Source organism: Arthrobacter sp. E3 (assembly GCF_017353415.1).
In the GTDB taxonomy this organism is placed as follows: domain Bacteria; phylum Actinomycetota; class Actinomycetes; order Actinomycetales; family Micrococcaceae; genus Specibacter.
Genome location: NZ_JAFMPX010000017.1, coordinates 55,494 through 72,067 on the forward strand (window position 1 = coordinate 55,494; position 16,574 = coordinate 72,067).

At 62.9% G+C, this 16,574-nt stretch carries 19 protein-coding genes; 4 read left to right on the plus strand and 15 right to left on the minus strand.

Translation table 11 applies throughout. The annotated features are described in order from the left end of the window. Positions 1–350: 350 nt before the first annotated feature. Positions 351–572, minus strand: coding sequence for a DUF3046 domain-containing protein (locus JMA46_RS09230; RefSeq protein ID WP_207345043.1), 222 nt, complete (start codon positions 570–572; stop codon positions 351–353). A gap of 70 nt (positions 573–642) precedes the next feature. Here JMA46_RS09230 and JMA46_RS09235 point away from each other — a divergent pair, with 70 nt between their 5' ends. Continuing rightward, positions 643–1,152: a MarR family transcriptional regulator gene (locus JMA46_RS09235; RefSeq protein WP_207345044.1), complete on the plus strand. Its 510-nt coding sequence runs from the start codon at positions 643–645 to the stop codon at positions 1,150–1,152. Between the two features lie 97 nt (positions 1,153–1,249). Here JMA46_RS09235 and JMA46_RS09240 read toward each other — a convergent pair whose 3' ends face one another. The 7 genes from JMA46_RS09240 to dapA all read right to left on the minus strand — a co-directional run bounded on the left by JMA46_RS09240 (position 1,250) and on the right by dapA (position 9,022). Further along, positions 1,250–1,690, minus strand: coding sequence for a helix-turn-helix domain-containing protein (locus JMA46_RS09240; RefSeq protein WP_207345045.1), 441 nt, complete (start codon positions 1,688–1,690; stop codon positions 1,250–1,252). Positions 1,691–1,821: 131 nt separating this feature from the next. Then, positions 1,822–2,325 carry a CinA family protein gene (locus JMA46_RS09245; RefSeq protein ID WP_348770105.1) on the minus strand — a complete coding sequence of 168 codons (504 nt, stop codon included), beginning with the start codon at positions 2,323–2,325 and terminating at the stop codon, positions 1,822–1,824. Positions 2,326–2,331: 6 nt separating this feature from the next. Further along, positions 2,332–2,943 carry a CDP-diacylglycerol--glycerol-3-phosphate 3-phosphatidyltransferase gene (gene pgsA / locus JMA46_RS09250; protein ID WP_207345047.1) on the minus strand — a complete coding sequence of 204 codons (612 nt, stop codon included), beginning with the start codon at positions 2,941–2,943 and terminating at the stop codon, positions 2,332–2,334. A gap of 172 nt (positions 2,944–3,115) precedes the next feature. Continuing rightward, positions 3,116–3,328, minus strand: coding sequence for a hypothetical protein (locus tag JMA46_RS09255; RefSeq protein WP_207345048.1), 213 nt, complete (start codon positions 3,326–3,328; stop codon positions 3,116–3,118). Positions 3,329–3,422: 94 nt separating this feature from the next. After that, complete coding sequence (locus JMA46_RS09260) at positions 3,423–6,302, minus strand: DNA translocase FtsK (RefSeq protein ID WP_207345049.1); 2,880 nt, start codon at positions 6,300–6,302, stop codon at positions 3,423–3,425. Positions 6,303–6,422: 120 nt separating this feature from the next. Next, positions 6,423–8,114 (minus strand): ribonuclease J, encoded by a 1,692-nt coding sequence (locus tag JMA46_RS09265; RefSeq protein WP_207345050.1) that lies wholly within the window; start codon positions 8,112–8,114, stop codon positions 6,423–6,425. A 2-nt stretch (positions 8,115–8,116) separates the two neighbouring features. After that, positions 8,117–9,022, minus strand: coding sequence for a 4-hydroxy-tetrahydrodipicolinate synthase (gene dapA, locus JMA46_RS09270; RefSeq protein ID WP_207345051.1), 906 nt, complete (start codon positions 9,020–9,022; stop codon positions 8,117–8,119). Positions 9,023–9,105: 83 nt separating this feature from the next. Between dapA and JMA46_RS09275 the strand changes: the two genes are divergently transcribed. Continuing rightward, positions 9,106–9,957 carry an SGNH/GDSL hydrolase family protein gene (locus tag JMA46_RS09275; RefSeq protein ID WP_207345052.1) on the plus strand — a complete coding sequence of 284 codons (852 nt, stop codon included), beginning with the start codon at positions 9,106–9,108 and terminating at the stop codon, positions 9,955–9,957. Between the two features lie 17 nt (positions 9,958–9,974). On the opposite strand, the gene JMA46_RS09280 is transcribed toward JMA46_RS09275, so the two are convergent. The 7 genes from JMA46_RS09280 to glp all read right to left on the minus strand — a co-directional run bounded on the left by JMA46_RS09280 (position 9,975) and on the right by glp (position 14,802). Beyond that, entirely contained in the window at positions 9,975–10,763 is a 789-nt protein-coding gene (locus tag JMA46_RS09280; protein ID WP_207345053.1) for an alpha/beta hydrolase, read from the minus strand. 3 nt (positions 10,764–10,766) lie between these two features. Beyond that, the gene (locus tag JMA46_RS09285) at positions 10,767–11,156 is read right to left on the minus strand and encodes a hypothetical protein (RefSeq protein ID WP_247647198.1); all 390 of its coding nucleotides are present in this window, start codon (positions 11,154–11,156) and stop codon (positions 10,767–10,769) included. An 88-nt stretch (positions 11,157–11,244) separates the two neighbouring features. Then, the gene (gene dapB, locus JMA46_RS09290) at positions 11,245–12,003 is read right to left on the minus strand and encodes a 4-hydroxy-tetrahydrodipicolinate reductase (RefSeq protein ID WP_207345054.1); all 759 of its coding nucleotides are present in this window, start codon (positions 12,001–12,003) and stop codon (positions 11,245–11,247) included. Positions 12,004–12,013: 10 nt separating this feature from the next. Next, complete coding sequence (locus JMA46_RS09295) at positions 12,014–12,493, minus strand: molybdenum cofactor biosynthesis protein MoaE (RefSeq protein WP_207345055.1); 480 nt, start codon at positions 12,491–12,493, stop codon at positions 12,014–12,016. After that, positions 12,483–12,983: a MogA/MoaB family molybdenum cofactor biosynthesis protein gene (locus tag JMA46_RS09300; protein WP_207345056.1), complete on the minus strand. Its 501-nt coding sequence runs from the start codon at positions 12,981–12,983 to the stop codon at positions 12,483–12,485. The genes JMA46_RS09295 and JMA46_RS09300 overlap by 11 nt, the downstream gene beginning before the upstream one ends. Further along, complete coding sequence (gene moaC, locus JMA46_RS09305; RefSeq protein ID WP_207345057.1) at positions 12,980–13,501, minus strand: cyclic pyranopterin monophosphate synthase MoaC; 522 nt, start codon at positions 13,499–13,501, stop codon at positions 12,980–12,982. The genes JMA46_RS09300 and moaC overlap by 4 nt, the downstream gene beginning before the upstream one ends. Next, the gene (gene glp, locus JMA46_RS09310) at positions 13,489–14,802 is read right to left on the minus strand and encodes a gephyrin-like molybdotransferase Glp (RefSeq protein WP_207345058.1); all 1,314 of its coding nucleotides are present in this window, start codon (positions 14,800–14,802) and stop codon (positions 13,489–13,491) included. Before glp ends, moaC begins: the two co-directional genes overlap by 13 nt. Positions 14,803–15,030: 228 nt before the next feature. Between glp and moaA the strand changes: the two genes are divergently transcribed. Together moaA and JMA46_RS09320 are read left to right on the plus strand one after the other, a co-directional pair. Next, entirely contained in the window at positions 15,031–16,122 is a 1,092-nt protein-coding gene (moaA, locus tag JMA46_RS09315; protein ID WP_282099581.1) for a GTP 3',8-cyclase MoaA, read from the plus strand. A gap of 2 nt (positions 16,123–16,124) precedes the next feature. Further along, positions 16,125–16,406, plus strand: coding sequence for a MoaD/ThiS family protein (locus JMA46_RS09320; RefSeq protein ID WP_207345060.1), 282 nt, complete (start codon positions 16,125–16,127; stop codon positions 16,404–16,406). The last annotated feature ends 168 nt before the right edge of the window (positions 16,407–16,574 follow it).

Sequence of the window (16,574 nt, forward strand, 5' to 3'; positions counted from 1 at the left end):
ATTCACCTCGGTCTTTCCTTCGTGCCGTTACCGGCCCCCATGGGATTGCGCGGAGTGCGCAATCCATGGTCAGTTGTCTTTTGCTTTGCTTGTGCAATTTTCGTGATCTTCACCGGTTTCCCGGCTTCATGCTGCGTCGAATGCCTCGACACGCTTTCCTCATTAACTAAAACGCTAGTTCAAGGGTCTGACATTGTCTGCGGCAACCAGGCTTCAGCTGGAAAATTGTGGAGAACTATTTCTGCCCGCCAAGGTGCAGCCCCGAAACTATTATAGATTCGATCGAATAGATATTCGAACTTTACACCACGGCGTGTCGTTGTGCGGCGCAGCGCACCATGTTTGTGGCGTTAGTTTTTCAGCGGTATGTCCCGGCCCAGCCAGCGCGACGACGGGACATCCTGGACGCGGCACACCTCAAGCCAGATTTCCTTAGGGTCATACCCGGCTTTCAATGCTTCACTTGCCGTGTTGCCGCCGACGCCGCCAAGGACCAGGTCACGGGCCAGAACCCGTGAATAGGCTTGGCTGAATTCGTCATCCATCAATCTCCAAAACTCGCTTACTCGCACTCCCCTATTCTCGCATGCGCAGGACTTAGTGCCGACGCTCTTTCATCCTGCGGGTGGATAGAATTGGGCCATGACACCAACCGATGGACAGCCGGAGGCGGCAAGTCTTGAAAAGCTCGCGGCCGTGGAAGTACTTGACGCACAGCTCAGCCTGCTGTGGCGGAGGGCTCGTGCGGTCAATCACGAACTCACCCGCAGTGTCCATCCTGATCTGGAACCTGCCGCCTACGGACTGCTCTCGGTGTTGCTGAATCAAGGTGGCATGCGCTTGACGGACTTAGCCAGGCGCATTGGTGTGGGCAAGCCCTCGGTCAGCAGGCAGATTACGTTCTTGGTGGAACTGGGCCTGGTGCGCAAGGACACGGATCCACGGGACGGCCGTGCCCAAATCATCGAACTGACGGTACTCGGCCACGAAAGAATGCGGTCCGTTCTCACTGGACGTCAGTTGGCGTTCCATGAACGGCTCAAGGACTGGAACGAAGAGGAACTGACAACTTTTGCAACGCTCATCGCCAAGCTCAACGCCAGCTATGCCAACAAACAACCACACACCCATAAAACCGTTCGCGGCGGCTAGCGCACAAATGTTTTCGAGCCCAAAAAACTGGACCCCATCCAATGATGGTGTCCAGTTTTGGTTTTTGGGGCAGTCCCGGCGCTCGGGACAGCCAGTCTTAGAAAGCGTTGGACATGAGGCCCTTGCTCAATTCGTCGGAGAGTTCCTCATTCAGATCCCTGCCGTAACGGGCAGCGAACTCCTGGGGAACAGTGTCCGGGACAGCCACGCCTTCAGCAATGGCCAGACGGTCGCTTACTTCACGCAGCATGAGTGACAATGGCACCTCAAGTGCGGAACAGATGGAGGAGAGCAACTCTGAGGATGCTTCCTTTTGTCCACGTTCCACTTCGCTGAGGTAACCCAGTGAGACTCGTGCGTTGTGTGATACTTCGCGGAGTGTACGGCCCTGACGTTGACGCACGTCACGCAGAACGTCACCAATTTCGTGGCGTAGCACCACGACTTTGCGTTCTTTGCGCTGATGTGGTTTCTCGTCTGCCAAACCCACATCCCGCCAGCGCACGACGCCGTTTACGGATACGGGTTGTTTCACCATCGGTATCGCCTTACTCCTTGTTTGTTCACAACACTGCAATCGGTTCTGCGTTCCGGCTATGTCCGGAAAACGCCTTGACCGCTTGGTGTAACCATCCTAGAGCGGATTGCAACACTTTGCGTTCACTATGACTAACTATCTTGTTGCAACTTTTGTTCCCCTGCACCCTTGATGACCTGCTCGAGCAGGGAAATGGCTTCCTGCACAGCCTGCAGACGGATCAGTTCCCGGTCTCCGCCAAAGTGATATTCATAGGACTGCGCCTCCCCGTCCAGTGCCACGGCAATGTACACGTGACCCACTTCCTTGCCTTGGTGCGGTTCAGGACCGGCAACTCCCGTAGTGGCAATACCTACCCGGGCACCGGTTGCCCTGCATGCGCCCAGCGCCATGGCGCAAGCCACTTCAGGGTCGACAGCCCCGTTGCTCTCCAACAGTGCTGCGGAAACCCCCAGCAGCCCCACCTTGACCTCGTTCTGGTACGCGACGATCCCGCCTTGCAGCATCCCGGATGCCCCGGGCACCTGGACGAGGGTTGAGGCCACCATGCCGCCCGTCAGCGACTCGGCAGTTGCCACGGTGATTCCTGCCGCAACAGCAGAGGCCACCAGCCCAGCCAGGGTCGTTTCAGTCACCACCGTTTACTCCTTGCCCACTGTGGAAGCTGCTGTTCCCCGGCCGGAGCGGACCAGCTGCCACGCCTTGATCAGATAGTCCGCTCCAGTCACCACCGTCACAGCCAGAGCAGCAAGCATGATGATCAAGGCCACGACGGACAGTGCTGAAATGGCCGGTGTGACAGGGAGCAGGAACACGAAAATCGCCACCGTCTGCATGACGGTCTTCAGCTTGCCGCCCTTGGAGGCGGCCATGACACCGTAGCGAATGACGACAAATCGCAGCAAAGTAATGCCGACCTCGCGCACCAACATGACAATGGTGACCCACCACCACAGCTCCCCCACTGCGGAGAGCATGATCAGCGCCGAACCGATCAGCAGCTTGTCGGCGATGGGATCCGCGATCTTGCCAAAGCTGGTGACGAGCCCACGCGCCCGGGCGATGTCGCCGTCAAGCTTGTCCGTGTAAATCGCGACGACGAAAAGCACCACCGCGACCCAGCGCAGCGGCCCGTACTCCGCCTTGTCTGCCACGAAGGCCCAAATGAAGAACGGCACCATCACTATGCGCAAAAGCGTCAGGGCATTGGGCAGGTTCCAGTTGGACGGGCGCGGCGCCACCTTCTCGTTCACACCACTAGGCTATCGGCAATCACGGCGGAATGTGGCCATTTAGCTTTGCGGTACACGGCGTTGGGAGCCTCTTTCCCTGTGGCGGAACGACTAGAACGATCGCTCGAGTGCCAAGGTGAAAGCACCGGGACCGAAGGACCTCCCCGGTGCCGTGGGCGGCTGCCTGCAGCCGTCAGCGCGAGTGTGAGCGTGAGATGATCCCGGAGATAAAGAACGTCACGATCGCTGTTCCGCCGAGAAAGAAGATGCCCCATCCGACGATGGCGGCGGCCGTAAACGTGCCGACCAGCACCGTGATGGCCATCCAAATGAAACCGGCGATGAAGCCGGCCAGTAGGGCACTGATGATGCTTGCCCGATTGGAGCGTTCCAATGATACCGACATGCCAGCATTATAACATTTTTTTTATTCTCAAACTACAACTTGTCGGGAGGGCCGAGATGTCCATGTGTGGCGTTGCACGTCGGCAGCTCCGACGTCATCGTCCTGTCAGCGACCATGCGTCCTCGCCGCCCTCGCCGTCGCCACCGTCATGGTATTCAACAGCCTGGGCCCGGTTCTCTAGATCCTGGCCCACCAGGTCCTCGCCCCACCCGTGGTTGGCGTTGGCGTTCTCGGCCAGCGCCGCCGTCATCGGATCGGTGGCTGGCGGGGTCCCGTCGCCATCGGAAAGCACGACGCCGGAGCCTCCTGCCGAGGGACCGTCACCGCGGATGGCGGCAAGGGTTTCGGCCAAATCATCCGGCTTGACCAGCACGTCGCGTGCCTTGGAACCTTCGGAGGGTCCCACCACACCACGCGACTCGAGCAGGTCCATGAGCCGGCCAGCCTTGGCAAAGCCCACACGCAATTTGCGCTGCAGCATGGAGGTGGAGCCGAACTGCGTGGTCACCACCAGCTCGGTGGCTTGCAACAACAGCTCAAGGTCGTCCCCAATGTCATCCTCAATGACCTTCTTGGGCGCTTCGACGGCGACGTCGGTGCGGTAACTGGCAGCCAGCTGCCCCTTGACGTGGTCCACGACAGACTTGATTTCAGCTTCGGTAACCCAGGCGCCCTGGACGCGGACGGGCTTGGACTTGCCCATGGGAAGGAACAACGCATCACCCTGGCCCAGCAGCTTCTCTGCGCCGGGCTGATCCAGCACCACGCGCGAGTCTGTGACGGAAGACGTGGCGAAGGCCATGCGGGAGGGCACGTTGGCCTTGATCAGGCCGGTCACCACGTCCACTGAAGGACGCTGGGTCGCCAGCACCAGGTGGATGCCGGCGGCGCGGGCCAGCTGGGTGATGCGGACAATGGAATCCTCCACGTCACGCGGGGCCACCATCATCAAGTCAGCCAGCTCGTCCACAATGACCAAAAGGTAAGGATAGGGCTTGATCACGCGCTTGGAGTCGACCGGCGGGTGCACGGTTCCGGCCTTGACAGCCTTGTTGAACTCGTCGATGTGCTTGAAGCCGAAGTTCGCCAGATCGTCGTAGCGGGTGTCCATTTCACGCACCACCCACTGCAGCGCTTCGGCGGCTTTCTTCGGGTTCGTGATGATGGGCGTGATCAGGTGCGGCACACCTTCATAAGCGGTCAATTCCACGCGCTTGGGGTCCACCATGACCATGCGCACCTCGTCGGGAGTGGCCCGCATCAGGATCGAAACAATCATGGAGTTCACAAAGGAAGACTTGCCCGCACCGGTGGCACCAGCCACCAGAAGGTGCGGCATCTTGGCCAGGTTGGCCACCACGAAGCCGCCCTCGACGTCCTTGCCCACGCCCATGACCATGGGATGTTCGGTGCGCCGGGCGTTGGCCGAACGCAGCACGTCGCCCAGAACAACAATTTCCTTGTCGGCGTTGGGAATCTCAATGCCAATGGCGCTCTTGCCCGGGATGGGGCTCAGAATGCGCACGTCGGAGGAGGCGACAGCGTAGGAAATGTTTTTGCTCAGCGCCGTCACGCGCTCCACCTTGGTGCCGGGGGCAAGCTCAATTTCGTAGCGCGTCACGGTCGGCCCGCGGCTGAATCCTGTGACGGCGGCGTCCACGTTGAACTGGTTCAGCGTGTCCGTCAGGGCCGCCACCACCGTGTCATTGGCGGCCGTGGCGTCCTTGCCGGGAGGTCCCGCGGGCAGGAAGTCGGAGGCCGGCAGCGTGTACGTGACATCGCCGGAGAGCTGGAGCTGCTCGGAGCGGGCGGGGATGGGTGCCGGGGGTGCCATGGGCGGGGCCGGAATGGCGCGGGCCACTGCCACATCGATGTCGTTGCCAGCGGTGCGTGCTGCGCTGGCGGAGACAATGCCAATGGCCTCGGTAACAGCGTCACCATCGTGGCCCTGCTGCACGTCAAAGACGTCGGCAGATGTTGGCAGCCCCTGACGGGCCTTGATCTTGTCTGCAGCCAACTGGTCTCTGGTGGGGCGCTTGACCCCGGGACGCAGCGACGGCTTGCCCGACGGCGGTTCCTGGCTGCCGCCGTCGTCCCCCTCGATGAGCGGGGTGGCGAAGGCGCCGGCGGTGACGTCGTCCTCCGTCTCCTCCTGGGCCGGCTTATGGCGTCCGCGCGGCACACGTGGCTTCTTGGCCCGGGCGTCGTTGCCGTACAGGTAGCTCTGGTCATGACCGTCTACGACTGGAGCTGATTCGGGGGCGCCCATCAACTTTTCATAGATGCCGTGCAAGCGGGCCGGAATATGGCGTACGGGGGTGTTGCTGAGGACAAGCACGCTGGTAAAGGCGAGCAGGGAGTAGAAGACCAGGGCCGCCACAGGGCTCAAGTTGGCGATCGGGGCCCCGGCCAGCATGCCGATCATGCCACCGGCCACCCGGACACCGTCGAAGCCTTCGGCCAGGCTCGGACTGCCGCCAGCCACATGCGCAATGGCACAGCCGGCCACCGTCATGATGAAGAAGCCCAGGGCCGTGCGGTTGTTGCTGGCCATGTTGGTGGGCTGGCGGAAAACGAGGACGGAAAAGATCAGGAACATGGGCGGCAGCATCACCGCGAACCAGCCAAAAGTGCCTTCCAGGACCCCTTCCACGGCGCCGGCCACAGGGCCTTGCAGCCCCCACCATTCGAACGTGGCAATGACGATGGCCACCACAATGAACAGCAGGCCCGCACCGTCGCGGCGGTCCTGGGCGGGGATGGCACTCTTGTCGGTGCCCATCCGTCGGATGGCGCCGCCGATCAAGTGGCCAAGGCCCTGCCAAAAGGCAACCACCATGCGCACGGGCCACACCAAATGGGCCTGCGGCTCCGGCGGTGTGCTGCGCGGGATCTTCGTGGTCTTTGGAGCGCGCGAGGAAGCGCCACCCTTCTGACCGGCGGATGTTCGGGCGGGGGTAGAACGAGTCGCCATGGTTCCACGGTACCCGCCTCTGCCCGAATTACCGCGAATTTGCCTGCTGAAGCGCCTGTGGTGGCAGGCACATTACAGCGCTGGAAGGCCTTGGGGGACCGTCAAGCCCTGCACCGCGGCCTACGCCTCCAGGACCACCGGAATGATCATGGGGCGGCGGCGCAGCTTACGGTTGACCCAGGTGCCGATCACCCGGCGCACCACCTGCTGGAGCTGGTGGGCAGTGTGGTCGGTGCTGGCCATGACCGCTTCTTCAAGGGCCGCAGCGATCTTGGGCTTGATCTCGTCGAAGACGGAATCGTCCTCGGCAACACCGCGGGCGTGGATGTCCGGTCCGGAGACGATCTTCCCGGTGGCACGGTTCACCACAGTGATGATGGAGATGAAACCCTCGTCCCCCAGCACGCGGCGGTCCTTCAAGTCAGCGTCGGTGATCTCTCCCACGCTGTGTCCATCAACGTACACAAAGCCGCACTCGACCTGGCCGACGATCTTGGCCACGCCGTCTTTCAAGTCGACGACTGAGCCGTCATCGGTCAACAGTACGTTCTCGGCCGGTACGCCGGAGGAGATGGCTATTTTGGCATTGGCGATGAGGTGGCGGGTTTCACCGTGGACGGGCATCACATTTTTGGGCGTCAGGATGTTGTAGCAGTACAGCAACTCCCCGGCGGCGGCGTGGCCTGAAACGTGGACCTTGGCCGTGCCCTTGTGGATCACGTCGGCGCCGAGCTTGAGCAGACCGTTGATGATGCGGAACACGGCGTTCTCATTGCCCGGGATGAGCGAGGAAGCCAGGATGACGGTGTCTCCCTTGCCCACGGAAATCTTGTGGTCTCCGTTGGCCATGCGGGACAGCGCCGCCATGGGCTCGCCCTGTGACCCGGTGGACATCAGCACCACCTGGTTATCCGGCAGGTTGTCCACGTTCTTCATGTCTACGACCACATCGGCCGGCACGTGCAGGTAGCCCAGCTTTTCTGCAATGCCCATGTTGCGGATCATGGAACGGCCCACGAAAGCAACTTTGCGGTGATGCAGCACGGCGGCGTTGAGCACCTGCTGAACTCGGTGCACATGGGAGGAGAAGCTGGCCACGATGATGCCCTTGTCCGCCTTGCCGAACAACGCCTCCAGGGTTGGCCCAATTTCAGCTTCGCTGGTGGTGAAGCCGGGCACGTCGGCATTGGTGGAGTCAACAAGAAACAGATCGACTCCTTCCTCGCCGAGGCGGGCAAAGTGCCGCAGGTCCGTGATCCTGCCGTCCAGCGGCAGCTGGTCCATTTTGAAGTCGCCAGTGTGCAGCACGGAGCCGCCCGCGGTACGCAGGAACACGGCCATGGCGTCCGGAATGGAGTGGTTGACGGCAATGAATTCACACTGGAACGGGCCCAGCTGTTCAACTTGGCCCTCCTTGACGGTCAGCGTCCAGGGCTTGATACGGTGCTCCATGAGCTTCGCTTCAACGAACGCCAGCGTCAGTTGCGAGCCGATCAAGGGAATGTCGTTGCGCAGGCGCAGCAGGTACGGGACAGCGCCAATGTGGTCTTCGTGCCCGTGCGTGAGCACTACGCCCACCACGTCGTCGAGCCGGTCCTTGATGTAGGAGAAGTCAGGCAGAATCACGTCAACGCCCGGCTGGTCCTCTTCCGGAAACAGCACCCCGCAGTCGACGATGAGCAGCTTGCCGGCAATTTCAAAGACGGTCATGTTGCGGCCAATCTCGCCAATGCCCCCCAGCGGAACAACCCGCAACGTGCCCTTGTCCAGGCTCGGCGGAGTCCGCAGCCCCGGCTCAGTCATTTGGGTCATACCTACACTTCCATTCCAGCTTCCGCGAGGTCAGCTTTGATCATGGCGATCTCGGCCTCGCCCGGTTCCACCAAGGGAAGCCGGACCACCGAGTTGGACAGGAATCCCTGCCACTTGAGAATTTGCTTGATGGCCACCGCGCCCTGGACGTGGCCCATTGCGGCCCGGATGACCGGATCCAGCTCAAAGTGGATCTTGCGGGCCGTGACGAAGTCCCCGGCAGCGGCCGCATCAATGAGCGCGCGGAAGGAGGGTGCGGCGATGTGGGCGCTGACACTGACAAGTCCGACCGCGCCGGCGGCCATTAGCGGAAGCGTCAGTCCGTCATCGCCCGAGTAAACATCGAGATCCGTGTTGGCAAGCACGCGGCTGGTTTCGGTGAAGTCGGCCTTGGCGTCCTTCAACGCGATGATTCTCGGGTGGTCGGCCAGGCGGATGATGGTTTCGGTGGTGATGGGAATTCCGCTGCGCCCGGGGATGTCATAGAGCATGACGGGCAGTTCGGTGGAGTTCGCAATCGCTTCAAAGTGGGCCTGGATGCCGGCCTGGCTGGGCTTGTTGTAGTACGGGGTGACCAGCAGCAGTCCGTCAATATCCAGTTTCGCGGCGCGCTGGGACAGACTGATGGAGTGGCGGGTGTCATTGGTTCCGGTGCCGGCGATGACGCGGGCACGGTCGCCCACAGCATCGATCACGGCCTGGAACATGCCCAGGTTTTCTTCGTCCGTCAGGGTGGAGGTTTCCCCGGTGGTGCCGGTGACAAGGATGCCATCACAGCCGTCGTCGACAAGCTTATTGGCCAGCTCGCCAGCACCCTTGTAATCCACTGCCCCGTCGGCGGTGAAGGGGGTGACCATGGCGGGCACCAGGGTTCCAAAGGGGCGCAGGGTGTTTTTAGAGACAGACATGGGTAAAACGTTACCTGCTAGATGCAGATTTCGTTCAACGCAGTCCATAGGGCGGTTCATATGCTGGGGAATATAGTGCCCCCATGGAGCATATCCATTTGCGCAAGGCTTCGAGGGCGGCCACCATCGCTGCAGCTGGCGTTGGTGCCGCGGTTGGAGCCATTGCCTTGCTGTTCAGGGCGGAGGGGCACCAGGCACAGGCACTGGTGGGGCACCGACTCGGTGACAACGGTCCTGATGCCGACGCCGTGTACAACCCCGAGTGGGGCAATCCGGTCCATCTTGTGATGGCCGGTGATTCGGTGGCAGCGAGCTTGGGTGCCTCAACACCCGAGAACACCTTGGGTGCAATCCTGGCCACTTTCTTGTCCAGGCAGACCCACCGTGCCGTGGAACTGCACACGATTGCGGTGGTGGGGGCGCGTACATCCGGGGTTGCTGCCCAGCTTGATGTCCTTGAACAGCTTGGTTTCGCCCCTGACATCACTGTGCTTATTGTGGGCGGCAACGATCTCACCGGACATGTTTCCTTGAGTGAGTCGGTCAGCGGGCTGCGCCGGATCATCGGCAGGTTGTGTGCACTGGGCAGCGAGGTGGTGGTGGGCACCTGCCCGGATTTCGACACACTGCCATCACTGCCCAAACCGCTGCGGGAATTTGGTGGGCAAATGTCGCGTCGGCTGGCCTCCGCCCAGTTCAAGATCGCCGTTGCTGCAGGGGCCCACCCGGTGCTTATAGGCAAAGCCGTTCGTCAACTGTTCCTGACCAACCCCTCGTACATGTTCGCCATTGACGGATACCATCCATCCAGCTTGGGATACCAGTCAGCCTCGCTGGCCCTGCTGCCAGCCCTACAGGAAGCGTTCAACGCCGCACACCTGCCCAATCGCTGCCCCACCAGTTCGGTCCCGCCACTGCGTGCTGGCACCGACTGATTCGCTGCGTTGCAGGACTAGTGGCGTTGCAGGAACGGCAGCCATTCATCCAGCACCGGCTGGGCCGGAAGCAGAGTGGTGCCGTGGTTTCGGCCCGGCAATTCCACCACACGGGCCTGGCGCATGAGGGTGGCTGCACGGCGGGAATCTTCCAACCGTGCCCGGTCCGCCGTGCCCGCCATGAGCAGCGCCGGCACGTCGATGGCTGCCAGGACGTCCTCGGGGATGGCCGGCTCCGCCTCGGTTTGGGCAAAGTAGGCCCGCAGCGCCTGGCCGTCATTGGCCAAAAAAGCAGCTCTTGTCTGGCCGTCGAGGCTGGTCCCCATGTGCGCTTCCCAGCCCGCGACAAAGGCGGGCATGCCGCCTGAGCCGAGGGCGGCGTCGTACTCGGGAAAGAAAAGTTGGCCCACACTGCCGGGCTGAATCCTGTACGTCCCGCCAAAAGTTGCAAGGGACAGCAGCCGTCCGGGGGCGGCCGCGGCCAGCGAAAAGCCCAACCGCCCGCCCACCGAGTAGCCGCCAAAGTGGGCCTGCTTGGCGCCGGCGGCATCCAGCACGGCTAGGGCGTCAGCCACCAGCGTATCCATGGCGTACGCCGCGGCGGTGTGCGGCTTGGCGCTGCGACCATGCCCGCGCAGGTCCATCGTGATGACCCGGTAGTGCTCCCGCAACGCCTTCGTGTAGCCGAATCCGCGCCAAATCGCCTTGGTCAGGGCGCTGCCGTGGACCAACAAAATGGGCGGTCCCTCCCCCACTGTGTCGTAGGAAAGCTCGACGCCGTCGGCAAGGTTGTGTGCGGTGGCCATGCCTTACGCCTCGCGGAAGATCACGATGGCGTCACGCATGGACTGGCGGGCGCGCTTGCGGTCGCCGGCCGCGTCATAGGCGCAGGAGAGCCGGAACCAGGAGCGCCAGTCCAGCGGTGCGGCCTCGGCTTCGAGCTTGTACTTTTCAAACTCCGCGTCGGCCGCCTCACGGACAATCCGGCCGCCGGGTGTGCGGGGCAGGTTGTCTTCGGGCAGCCCGCCCTCGTTCTCCAGAACCTTGGCCATGCGTTCAGTCGTGGCGCCAAAGCGGACTTCGCTAATGAGCGCCCAGGCGGCCACCAAGGGAATCACGAGAAAGCCGAAGCCCATCAGCTTGGCGATCCACTCAGGTGCGGCCAGCAGCAGCACGGCTCGCTGGAGCATGACGACCATGTAAAACACGAGCAGGAGGCAAATCAGCCCCACCCAGATTTTCGTTTTGGACAGCGTCGGTTTGGACTGTGTCGGTTTGGCCACGGCCCTAGCCTTCCAGGTCCATGAAGCCGTCAAGGCCCACCGTCAAGCCGGGGCGGGTGCCCACGGTGCGCACGCCGAGCAGGACCCCCGGCATGAAGGACTCGTGGTTGAACGAGTCGTGGCGGATGGTCAGTGCCTCGCCATGGCTGCCGAACAGCACTTCCTGGTGGGCCACTAGCCCGGCCAGCCGCACGCTGTGGACGGGGATGCCGTCGATAGAGGCGCCGCGTGCGCCGTCCAACTCGCTGGTGGTGGCATCCGGGGCTGCTGGGACGCCGGCCGCCTTGCGGGCTGCGGCCACCAGCTGGGCTGTGCGCAGGGCCGTGCCGGAGGGGGCGTCGACCTTGCGTGGGTGGTGCAATTCGATGATCTCCACCGAGTCAAAGTACCGGGCGGCCTGTGCAGCGAAGCGGGTGGCAAGCACCGAACCCAGCGCGAAGTTGGGGGCGATGAGAACGCCAACGGCGGGGTGCTGCGCCAACAGTTCCTCGAGCTTGGCCAGGCGCGCGGCGTCCCAGCCGGTGGTGCCCACCACCGCGTGGATGCCGTGTTCCACGGCAAAGCGGACGTTGGCTTCGGTGGAGTCCGGGACTGTCAGGTCGACAATGACCTGGGCGCCGCAGTCACGCAGCGTCTCCAGTGGGTCGGTCCGGCCCAGGGCAGCCACCAGTTCCAGATCCGGTGCTGCTGCTATGGCCGCCACGGCAGCCGTTCCCATTCGTCCCTTGGCGCCGAGCACGGCCACCTTCAGCATTTCAGTCATGCGTTTAAGCCTACTGGTTTTCTTGCGTGTCCGGCTCCGGCACGGTTCCGGCCCCCACCCATTCGACGCTGCCGTCGCTGAAGAACTGTTCCTTCCAGATAGGCACCTCTGCCTTGATTCGTTCCACAAGGGTGGAGCACAGTTCAAACGCCTCGGCCCGGTGCGAGGACGCCACGGCACAGACCAGCGCGGGCTCGCCAATGTCCAGCGGCCCCACCCGGTGCGCCACCCAAACCCGCACGGGGTGACCGTCGGGGTCAGCGGAGCCGTCGGCCAGGGAGGCGACGATGCCGTTGAGCACGCCGGTGGCCAGTGGATGGGCACTATAGCTCAACCGTGTGACGTCTTTGCCGCCGTCGTGGTTGCGGACCACCCCGCTGAAGCTGACAACGGCGCCTGCTGTATCCGATTCCACAGCGGCGATGGCCGCATCGACGGAGATCGCCTTGGCGCTCAGTGCTGCGTAAACCACGTCAACGTTAGTGCCCATGATGGCCGCCTGCCTGATCGCAAAGGTGTTTGATGATGGGGTCCAGCACGGCCAGCCCGTCCATGACGCCCGACGGCGAGCCAGGCAGGTTGATGACGAACGTTCCACCGACCAGACCGGCGTGCCCACGGCTGAGCGCAGCCATGGGTGTTTTCGTCAGACCGGCGGCGCGGACGGCCTCCATGATGCCGGGGATTTCGCGGTCAAGCAGAGGCAGGGTCATCTCCGGGGTTTGGTCATCCGGGCTCAGGCCGGTGCCGCCGCTGGTAATGACGACGGCGGGGTGTTGCGTGAGCACTGCTCGCAGGGCCGCGCCGACCGGGGCGCCGTCCGGGACCACCACGGGTGCCATGGTGTCAAAGCCGTGCTCTGTCAGCCAATCGGCGATGACCGGACCCGTTTCGTCGTCATAAACACCCAAGGCTGCGCGGGTTGAGGCGATCACGATCGCTGCCGTGCCCAAGGAGGCGCCGGGTTCGCAGGCGCTCATGCGAGGTTTCCTTCGGCGGGTGTTTGCTGAAGTGTCCAGTCACCACTTTTGCCGCCACTTTTGGCGAGCACGTGGATGTCCGAGATGACGGCGTGCTTGTCCACTGCCTTGATCATGTCGTACACGTTAAGGGCAGCCACTGAAACGGCTGTCAGGGCCTCCATTTCAACCCCTGTGGGGCCGCGGGTTTTCACTGTCGCAAACACCCTGACGGCAGTTTCCTCGAGTTCAAAGTCCACGGTTGCCTTGGAGATGGGCAGCGGGTGGCACAGGGGAATGAGGTCTGGGGTCTTTTTGGCACCCATGATCCCGGCAATGCGTGCCACGGCCAGCGCGTCACCCTTGGGCAGCCCGCCGGCGCCCAGCAGTTTCATTACGTCGGCAGTGGTGCTCACTGTGCCTGTGGCCGTGGCTTCACGGGTGGTTTCCGGCTTCGCGGAGACGTCAACCATGGCGGCTGTTCCGTCCTGCCGCACGTGGGTCAGGGCTGGTGTTTGTTCGGTAGTCACAACAGCCATACTTCCACCTTTGCCCCGGCCTGTAATTCAGTAACACCTGCGGGGATGGTGATGAGGGCGTTGGCTTTCGCCAGGGCACCGAGCAAATGTGAGGACTGACCGCCAACCTCACGCACCGACGGCGCCGATTCGAAGGCGGGGCCGGAATAAATGCCGCGCCGGATCTGCTGCTTTCCCGCCGGGGAAGACAGGGCATGTTCCAAGGTGGCAAGTACTCGCTGTCGCGGCACCGGGGTGCCCAGCAACGTGGCCAGGGCAGGGCGCAGGAACATTTCAACGGAGATGAAGGCGCTGACGGGGTTCCCCGGAAATGCCAGGAACGGTACCCCGCGAAAGCTGCCCAGCCCCTGTGGACCGCCTGGTTGCAGGGCCACGGAACAAAACTCCATATCGGATTGCGGTCCGCCGTTGGCAAGGGCCTGCTTCACCACTTCGAAGGCACCTGCACTGATGCCCCCGACCGAGATCACCAGCTCACAGCTGGGTTCGGCCCTGCCGTCCGGGCCCACCACACTGCCCACATTTGCCTCCAGGAGGCGCAGCAGCGCTGCCGGTTCGTCCCTGACCACATAGGACTGCACCACCTCAAGACCTGCATCTGCCAAACTTGCGCGCAGCAATGCCGCGTTGGCGTCATAGATCATGCCCGGTGGAAGTCCGTCAGCGGCAAGCGGGTCGCCTGGGGCCAGGACCTCGTCGCCTGTGGTGAGCAGCAGCACGCGCAGCTTGCGTGCAACCGGCAGCTGGGTGCAGCCAAGAGCTGCTGCAAGTCCCAGGTGCGCAGCATTGAGGAGGGTTCCTGCTGCAATGACCGCCTCCCCCTGCTGAACGTCGCTCCCCTGCGTCCTGACAAAAGTTCCCGGCGCCGTGGTGGGCAGTTCCACCGTTTCCCCCGGGGGTGCGAAAGTGTCCGGGCGAGCCTTTTCGATGGGCACCACCGCGTTGGCTCCCGGCGGCAGCATGGCACCTGTCATGATGGGCGCCGCCGTGCCCCGGGCCAGTTCGTCCGGGACGGCCCCAGCAGCAATGGTGGCCGCCACTTGGTAACTGGTTGATTCGATGGAATCAATGGTTACAGGTTGTTCGTCATCTACGTGGATGGCATAGCCGTCCATTTGGGAATTGGCGAAGGGCGGCAGGTCAATGGCGGCCACCAAGTTAGTGGCCAGCACACGGCCCTGTGCCTCCAGGAGCGGTACGGGCGTACCGGCATCGTGGCCATTGGCGTCAAGCAGTGCTTTCCACGCGTCGGCCAACAGGTTCTCGACGGCTTTTTGGTGCTCGGCTACGGTTCTACGCATGGCTTCCTTCCGTTGGAGGGGCCGGGCGGCATCCCTTTTCCCATCCTAGGCGAGGGGTGCCACAGGGGGCGGAACGCGCGGCGACCCACCATGGGTTTCCCTACCCCACGACTTGGGTGTGACGAGGGCAGGAGGCTGCCAACGACGTCGTGCTTCCCACACCGGCAAGCCGGGAAGTAAATAATGGCGTAGCGTTGAAGCATGGACACTGAACACGTTGATCTGGGCATGCCAGGGGTGCGCCCCACGCCCACGCCCGGGCCCGGCGTGCCGCGCACTGGCGGTGCAGAATCGGGCCTGCGGGACCAGTTCGGCCGGATGGCAAGTGACATGCGGCTGTCCCTGACCGACAAATGCAATCTGCGCTGCCAATATTGCATGCCTGAGGCCGGCCTGGAATGGCTCAAAAAAGACAAACTGCTCACGGCAGCTGAAATCGTCAGGCTCGTGGGGCTCGGTGTGAACAGCCTCGGCGTGCGCGAACTGCGTCTGACAGGCGGCGAGCCGCTGGTGCGCGCAGACCTCGTGGACATCATCGCCGCACTGCGCAAGAACCATCCCAAGCTGCCCATTTCACTCACCACCAACGGTGTGGGACTGGCCAAGAAGGCGCAGGCACTGGCCGACGCCGGGCTGACGCGGCTGAACGTGTCCATGGACACGCTCCACCACGACGCTTTCCTGCAGCTGACCCGCCGCCCCTTCCTCGATCAGGTGCTGGCCGGCATTGAGGCCGCCGCCGCTGCCGGTCTGCGGCCCGTCAAGATCAATGCCGTGCTGCTGCGAGGCATCAACGACGGCCACGCAGCCGAACTGCTGCAATGGAGCCTTGACCGCGGCTACGAGCTGCGTTTCATCGAGCAGATGCCCTTGGACGCAGACCACGGCTGGACGCGCGAGGGCATGATCACCGCCGCGGAGATCCGTGACCTGCTCTCCGGCACCTTTGAGCTGTCCCCCGACCCGCGCGCCCGCGACGGCGCCCCGGCTGAACGCTTCGAAGTCAGGCTGCACGGATCCACCGAACTTTTGGGCACTGTTGGCATCATCGCCTCCGTCACCGAACCGTTTTGCGCCGACTGCCGCCGCACACGGATAACGGCCGAGGGCAAGGTCATGAGCTGCTTGTTTTCACGCACCGAGGTTGATTTGCTGGCCTTGCTGCGTGCTGGGGAAACCACCGCTGACGACGACGCCGTCATTGCCCGCTGGCAGGACGCCATGTGGGCCAAGCCCCGCGCCCACGGCATGGGCCACCCCGGGCTGGGTGACGCCGACTTCGTCCAACCGGACCGCAGCATGAGTGCCATTGGAGGATGAGCATGAACGTACGATTTTTTGCTGCCGCCGCAGCTGCCACCGGTGTTGAGGAACAGCGCCTTGACGTAGCTGCTCTTGCCGGAACCAAGCCGTTCACGTTGGCCGAGCTGTCCGGGTATCTCGTGGAGTCCTTCCCGGTCTCAGCATCCGGGCACACTCCCCCGCTGGCGGAAATCCTCACCCGGTGCAGTTTTCTGGTCAACGAGGTCTCCACACGAAACCTGGAGCATCAGTTGAGCCCCGGCGACGTAGTGGACGTGCTCCCGCCTTTTGCCGGAGGGTAGCGGGCGGCTCCTGCGCACTATTGGAATTCAACGCGCCGCCACGAAAATTGTCAAGCTGTGTTGAGTCACTTGGCTAGTTTTTGTGGTGTTTGTGGTTTGGGTAGGTTGATGCCGACGTGTTTGGCGGGGGCTGGTGTGGTGGGTGGCCGGCGGAATCTTTCGGGGTGT

Coding starts and splice junctions, on each gene's coding strand:
- JMA46_RS09235 (WP_207345044.1), top strand. CDS start 643: ATGACACCAACCGATGGACAGCCGGAGGCGGCAAGTCTTGAAAAGCTC.
- JMA46_RS09240 (WP_207345045.1), bottom strand. CDS start 1,690: ATGGTGAAACAACCCGTATCCGTAAACGGCGTCGTGCGCTGGCGGGAT.
- JMA46_RS09255 (WP_207345048.1), bottom strand. CDS start 3,328: ATGTCGGTATCATTGGAACGCTCCAATCGGGCAAGCATCATCAGTGCC.
- JMA46_RS09260 (WP_207345049.1), bottom strand. CDS start 6,302: ATGGCGACTCGTTCTACCCCCGCCCGAACATCCGCCGGTCAGAAGGGT.
- JMA46_RS09265 (WP_207345050.1), bottom strand. CDS start 8,114: ATGACCCAAATGACTGAGCCGGGGCTGCGGACTCCGCCGAGCCTGGAC.
- dapA (WP_207345051.1), bottom strand. CDS start 9,022: ATGTCTGTCTCTAAAAACACCCTGCGCCCCTTTGGAACCCTGGTGCCC.
- JMA46_RS09275 (WP_207345052.1), top strand. CDS start 9,106: ATGGAGCATATCCATTTGCGCAAGGCTTCGAGGGCGGCCACCATCGCT.
- JMA46_RS09280 (WP_207345053.1), bottom strand. CDS start 10,763: ATGGCCACCGCACACAACCTTGCCGACGGCGTCGAGCTTTCCTACGAC.
- JMA46_RS09285 (WP_247647198.1), bottom strand. CDS start 11,156: ATGGTCGTCATGCTCCAGCGAGCCGTGCTGCTGCTGGCCGCACCTGAG.
- dapB (WP_207345054.1), bottom strand. CDS start 12,003: ATGACTGAAATGCTGAAGGTGGCCGTGCTCGGCGCCAAGGGACGAATG.
- JMA46_RS09295 (WP_207345055.1), bottom strand. CDS start 12,493: ATGGGCACTAACGTTGACGTGGTTTACGCAGCACTGAGCGCCAAGGCG.
- JMA46_RS09300 (WP_207345056.1), bottom strand. CDS start 12,983: ATGAGCGCCTGCGAACCCGGCGCCTCCTTGGGCACGGCAGCGATCGTG.
- moaC (WP_207345057.1), bottom strand. CDS start 13,501: ATGGCTGTTGTGACTACCGAACAAACACCAGCCCTGACCCACGTGCGG.
- glp (WP_207345058.1), bottom strand. CDS start 14,802: ATGCGTAGAACCGTAGCCGAGCACCAAAAAGCCGTCGAGAACCTGTTG.
- moaA (WP_282099581.1), top strand. CDS start 15,031: ATGCCAGGGGTGCGCCCCACGCCCACGCCCGGGCCCGGCGTGCCGCGC.
- JMA46_RS09320 (WP_207345060.1), top strand. CDS start 16,125: ATGAACGTACGATTTTTTGCTGCCGCCGCAGCTGCCACCGGTGTTGAG.